This window comes from Streptomyces rugosispiralis, assembly GCF_024505145.1.
Classification (GTDB): domain Bacteria; phylum Actinomycetota; class Actinomycetes; order Streptomycetales; family Streptomycetaceae; genus Streptomyces; species Streptomyces rugosispiralis.
In genome coordinates, this window is record NZ_JANIAA010000104.1 from 1 (window position 1) to 5,708 (window position 5,708).

Genomic DNA, 5,708 nt, shown 5'->3' on the forward strand with positions numbered 1-5,708 from the left:
TGAGGCGGATGTGGTGCCGTTGCTGGCTGGTCGTGAGGCTGAGGTGAGTGTGGCGGCGGTCAACGGTCCGCGTTCGACCGTGATTTCCGGTGTGGAAGATGCCGTGGTGGAGGTCATCGGGCTGCTGGAGGCCGGGGGTGTCAAGACGAAGCGGTTGCGGGTGTCGCATGCGTTCCACTCGCCGTTGATGGAGTCGATGCTGGCGGAGTTCCGCCGGGTGGCCGAGGGGTTGTCGTACGCGAGCCCCCGCATCCCCGTCGTATCGAATGTGACGGGTCTGGTGGCGGACGCCGAGGCGCTGTGCTCCGCCGACTACTGGGTACGGCATGTGCGTGAGGCCGTGCGGTTCGCGGACGGGGTACGGAGCCTGGCCGACACGGGAGTCACCACCTACCTGGAGCTCGGCCCGGACGAGGTGCTGTCCACGATGGGTGAGCAGTGCCTGCCGGAGGAGACAGCGGATGCCGCCGTCTTCCTGCCGGCCGCGCGCTCCGGTCGCGACGCGGTCGAGACCGCACTGACGCTCGCGGCCGGGGCCCATGTCCGAGGTGTTGCGGTGGACTGGACGGCCGTGCTCGCGGCCGTCGCCGGACGACCGGCCCGACGGGTGGAGCTGCCGACGTACGCCTTCCAACGCACCCGCTACTGGGTGGCGACAGGGGCGGCGCCGGAAACCCACAACGGCGAGGCAGAAGCTCAACGCGAGTCCGCCGACGCCGACTTCTGGGACGCGGTGGAACGCGAGGATCTGTCGGCGCTCACGGACACGCTGGCCGTCGAGAGCGAGGCCGTCACGGGTGAGTCGCTCGCGGCGGTGCTGCCGGTCCTGTCGTCGTGGCGGCGTCGTAGCCGTGAGCGGTCGCAGGTCGACGCCTGGCGCTACCGGATCGCCTGGTCGCCGGTCTCGGAGGTGGCGGCTGCCTCGCTGACGGGTTCGTGGCTGGTGGCGGTGGAAGCCGGGCAGGCCGACGACGCATGGGTCGCGGACTGCGTGGCGGCCTTGGCCGCGCGGGGCGCGCTGCCCGTGGTCGTCGAACTCGACGATGCCGACGCCGACCGTGAGGCGGTGGCGGCGCGGCTGCGCGACGCCCTGGGCCGCACGGACAGGGCCGCCGCCGATGTCACGGGGGTGCTCTCGCTGCTGGCCTTGGCAGAGGGGCGGCACGGCCGGTATACGGCGGTGCCATCGGGCCTGGCGCTGACCTTGTCCCTGCTCCAGGCGATCGGGGACGCGGGTGTGGGTGGCCGCGTGTGGTGTGTGACGCGTGGCGCGATGGCGACGGGCGGTTCGGAGAGCCCGTTGAGCCTGGAGCAGGCGGCGGTGTGGGGGCTGGGCCGGGTGGCCGGGCTGGAGGCCCCGGAGCGCTGGGGCGGCTTGGTCGATCTGCCGCAGACCCCGGACGGCCGGGCCCTCGAGCGGCTGATGGCCGTCATCGGCGGTACAACCGGTGAGGACGAGGTGGCGGTACGGGCGTCGGGTGTGTTCGCCCGGCGTGTGGTCCGTGCGGCGGTGAGTGCCGAGGGCGGGAAGGCGTGGCAGCCGTCGGGGACGGTGCTGGTGACCGGCGGTACGGGTGCGCTGGGCGCCCATGTGGCACGGTGGCTGGCGCGGGCCGGTGCGGAGCATCTGGTGTTGGTCTCCCGGCGCGGCCCGGCGGCCGAAGGGATGGACAAGCTGCGGGCGCAGCTTGCCGAGTTGGGTGCTCGGGTGACGGTTGCGGCATGCGATGTCGGCGACCGCGAGGCATTGGCCGGGGTGTTGGCCCGGGTGCCGGAGGAGTTGCCGCTGACGGCCGTCGTACACACGGCGGGTGTGCTGGACGACGGGGTGCTGGACGGGCTTTCGGCGGACCGGTTCGAAGGCGTGTTGCGGGCGAAGTCCGAGGCGGCCTGGCATCTGCACGAGCTGACACGTGAGCTGGACCTTTCGGCGTTCGTGCTGTTCTCCTCGTTCTCCGCGACGGTGGGCGGCGCCGGACAGGGCAACTACGCGGCGGCGAACGCCTTCCTGGACGCGCTCGCCGAACGCCGCCGGGCCGAGGGTCTGCCTGCCACCTCCGTGGCCTGGGGACCGTGGGCCGACGGTGGTATGGCCACCCAGGACGCGGTGATCAGCGGCCGTATGGAGCGGTTCGGCCTGCCGCCGATGGAGCCCGAGCTGGCCGTCACCGCGATGGCGCGGGCCGTCAGCCAGTCCGACACCTGCCCGGTCATCACCGACATCGACTGGCCGCGGTTCACCGCCGGTGTCGACGGCACCCGGCTCGGCCATCTCTTCGGTGACATCGCCGAGGTCAGGACGGTACGGCAGGCCACCGACGCCACCCTGGACGGGCAGCCCGCCGGCGACCACCGGCCGACGCTCGGCACGACACTCGCGGAGCTTCCGGCGGCGGAACGCGAAACCGCCCTGCTCGACATGGTGCGTACGCATACGGCGGCCGTCCTCGGATACGCCACCCACGAGGGCATCGACGGCGAACGTGGCTTCTTCGACATGGGGCTCGACTCGCTGACCGCCGTGGAACTGCGCAACCGCCTCAACGTGGCCACCGGGCTGCGACTGCGGCCGACCGCACTGTTCGACTACGGATCGCCATCGGCGCTGGCCCGCCACCTCATGGGTGAGCTGGTCGAGGACGAGGCCGCCCCGGAGAAGTCCCTGCCCGCCGAGATCGACCGACTCGAATCCGTCCTTACGGCCATGTCGCAGGACGACATCACCCGGACGAAGGCCATCGTCCGGCTCCAGTCGGTGCTGGCCAAGCTGAGCGAACCCGTCGGCGGGGGCGGGAGCGCCGTACGGGACGACAACGGCGATGACGACCTGGAAAGCGCATCGGTGGACGAGCTCTTCGACGTCATCGACCGAGAACTCGGAGACGCCTGACATGAACGAGAACCACCCGGTTTCTTCGAGGGGGCAGGGCCAAGTGTCAAACGAAGAGAAGCTCGTCGAGTACCTCAAGCGCGTGATGGCCGATCTGCGTCAGACGCAGCGGCGTCTCCGCGATGTCGAGGAGAAGTCCCGGGAGCCGATCGCGATCGTGGCGATGAGCTGCCGCTTCCCCGGCGGTGTGCGGTCTCCGGAAGAGCTGTGGGAACTGCTCTCCCACGGCGGGGACGCCGTGACCGCGTTCCCGGAGGACCGCGGCTGGGACCTGGCGGAGCTGTACGACCCGGACCCCGACCGCTCCGGCACCTCGTACGTCAAGGAGGGCGCGTTCCTCTCCGACGCGGGCGCCTTCGATCCCACCTTCTTCGGGATCTCGCCGCGTGAGGCGCTGGCGATGGATCCGCAGCAGCGGCTGCTGCTGGAGACATCGTGGGAGGCCATGGAGCGGGCCGGTGTCACTCCGGCGTCGTTGCGCGGCAGCAAGGCCGGTGTCTTCGTGGGCACCAACGGTCAGGACTACACCGTCGCGCTGCGGCAGGCCCCGAAGGGTGTCGAGGGCTTCCTCGCCACCAGCGGTGCGGCCAGCGTGATGTCGGGCCGGCTCTCCTACACCTTCGGGTTCGAAGGGCCCGCGGTGACGGTGGACACCGCCTGCTCGTCGTCGCTGGTGGCACTGCATCTCGCGGTGCAGTCGCTGCGGCAGGGGGAGTGCCGGCTAGCCCTCGCCGGAGGCGTGACCGTGATGTCCACGCCCGGCCTCTTCGTGGAGTTCAGCCGTCAGCGGGGTCTCGCCCCGGACGGCCGGTGCAAGGCGTTCGCGGCTGCCGCCGACGGCACGGGCTGGGGTGAGGGCGTGGGCATGCTGCTGCTGGAGCGGCTGTCGGACGCGCGGCGCAACGGTCACCCGGTGCTTGCGGTGGTACGCGGCTCCGCCGTCAACCAGGACGGCAGCAGCAGCGGCCTGACCGTGCCCAATGGCATTTCCCAGCAGCGCGTCATCCTCCAGGCCCTGGCCAACGCGCGGCTGTCGGCCGCCGAGGTGGACGCGGTCGAGGCGCATGGCACGGGCACGACGCTGGGCGACCCCATCGAGGCCCAGGCGCTGCTGGCCACCTACGGGCAGGACCGCGCGGACGGTCGGCCACTGCTGCTGGGGTCGGTGAAATCCAACCTCGGCCATACGCAGGCGGCGGCGGGCGTGGCCGGTGTGATGAAGATGGTCCTGGCCATACAACACGGTGCGCTGCCGAAGACACTGCACGTCGATGAGCCGACACCGCACGTGGACTGGTCGGCCGGCGCGATCGAGCTGCTGGGCGAGCAGATGGCATGGCCGGACAACGGCGAACCGCGCCGGGCCGGTGTGTCGGCCTTCGGCGTCAGCGGCACCAACGCCCATGTGGTGCTGGAGCAGGCGCCGGTCGGCGATGAGGGCGACGCGGCGGACGACGGGGTGAGCGGGGGCGGCTCGGCGGTGGTGCCGTGGGTGGTGTCGGCCCGCTCCGAGGCGGCGTTGCGGGCGCAGGCGGGTCGGCTGGCGTCGTATGTGGCGGGGCGGGCGGAGCTGTCGGCCGGGGACGTCGGGTGGTCGCTGGCGACGACACGTACCGTCTTCGAGCATCGTGCGGTGGTGCTGGCCGGGGACCGGGCCGGTTCGGTCGGTGGGGTGGCGGCGCTGGCGGCGGGCCGGGACGTCTCTGGGCTGGTCCGGGGCGTGGCCGGTGGTGATGGTCGTGCGGTGTTGGTGTTTCCGGGGCAGGGGTCGCAGTGGGTGGGGATGGCTGCGGGGCTGCTGGATTCCTCGCCGGTGTTCGCGCGGCGGATCGGGGAGTGCGCGGCGGCTCTGGCGCCGTATGTGGACTGGTCGTTGGTGGATGTGCTCGGCGATCCCGTGGCGCTGGAGCGGGTGGATGTGGTGCAGCCTGCGCTGTTCGCGGTGATGGTGTCGCTGGCGGAGTTGTGGCGTTCGTATGGGGTGGAGCCTGCGGCGGTCATCGGTCATTCGCAGGGTGAGATCGCGGCGGCGTGTGTGGCGGGTGCGTTGTCGTTGGAGGATGCGGCGCGTGTGGTAGCCCTGCGCAGTCAGGCCCTGCGGGTGTTGTCCGGGCGTGGTGGCATGGTGTCGGTGTCGCTGCCCGTGGAGGCGGTGCGGGAGCGGCTCGCGGCGTGGGGGGAGCGGTTGTCGGTGGCGGCGGTGAACGGGCCCTCGGCGGTCGTGGTCTCCGGCGACGCCGACGCGTTGGACGAGTTGCTGGCCGTATGCGAGGGCGAGGAGATCCGGGCCCGGCGCGTCCCCGTCGATTACGCCTCGCATTGCGCTCATGTCGAGGCCATCGAGGACGAGCTTCGACAGGCCCTTGCGGGGATCAGCCCTCGGTCTTCGTCGGTGCCGTTCTATTCGACGGTGACGGGTGGGGTGTTCGATACGGCGGGGCTGGACGCGGGGTACTGGTACCGCAATCTGCGTCAGACGGTGCGTTTCGAGGAGAGCGTGCGCGCCCTGCTGGGCGACGGTTTCCAGGTGTTCATCGAGGCCAGCGCCCATCCGGTGCTCACGATGGGTGTGGAGGAGACTGCCGAGGATCACGGCACTCGTGTTACCGCCGTTGGTTCGCTGCGCCGCGACGAAGGTGGCCTGGAGCGGTTTGTGACCTCACTGGCCGAGGCGTACGTCGGCGGCGCGTCCGTCGACTGGTCCACGGCACTCCGGGGAACGGGTGCTCGGCAGGTGGAGTTGCCGACCTATGCCTTCCAGCACCAGCACTACTGGATCGAGACTCCTTCGTCGGCCATTGGCGATGTGACATCAGTC

At 71.1% G+C, this 5,708-nt stretch carries 2 protein-coding genes; both read left to right on the forward strand.

The annotated features are described in order from the left end of the window. The coding region (locus NP777_RS46395; protein ID WP_256656241.1) for an SDR family NAD(P)-dependent oxidoreductase at nt 1-2,890 on the forward strand (2,890 nt) is incomplete at its 5' end. A gap of 1 nt (nt 2,891) precedes the next feature. Further along, nucleotides 2,892-5,708, forward strand: a 2,817-nt coding sequence (locus NP777_RS46400) for a type I polyketide synthase (RefSeq protein ID WP_391858715.1), incomplete at its 3' end; no start/stop codon positions are given.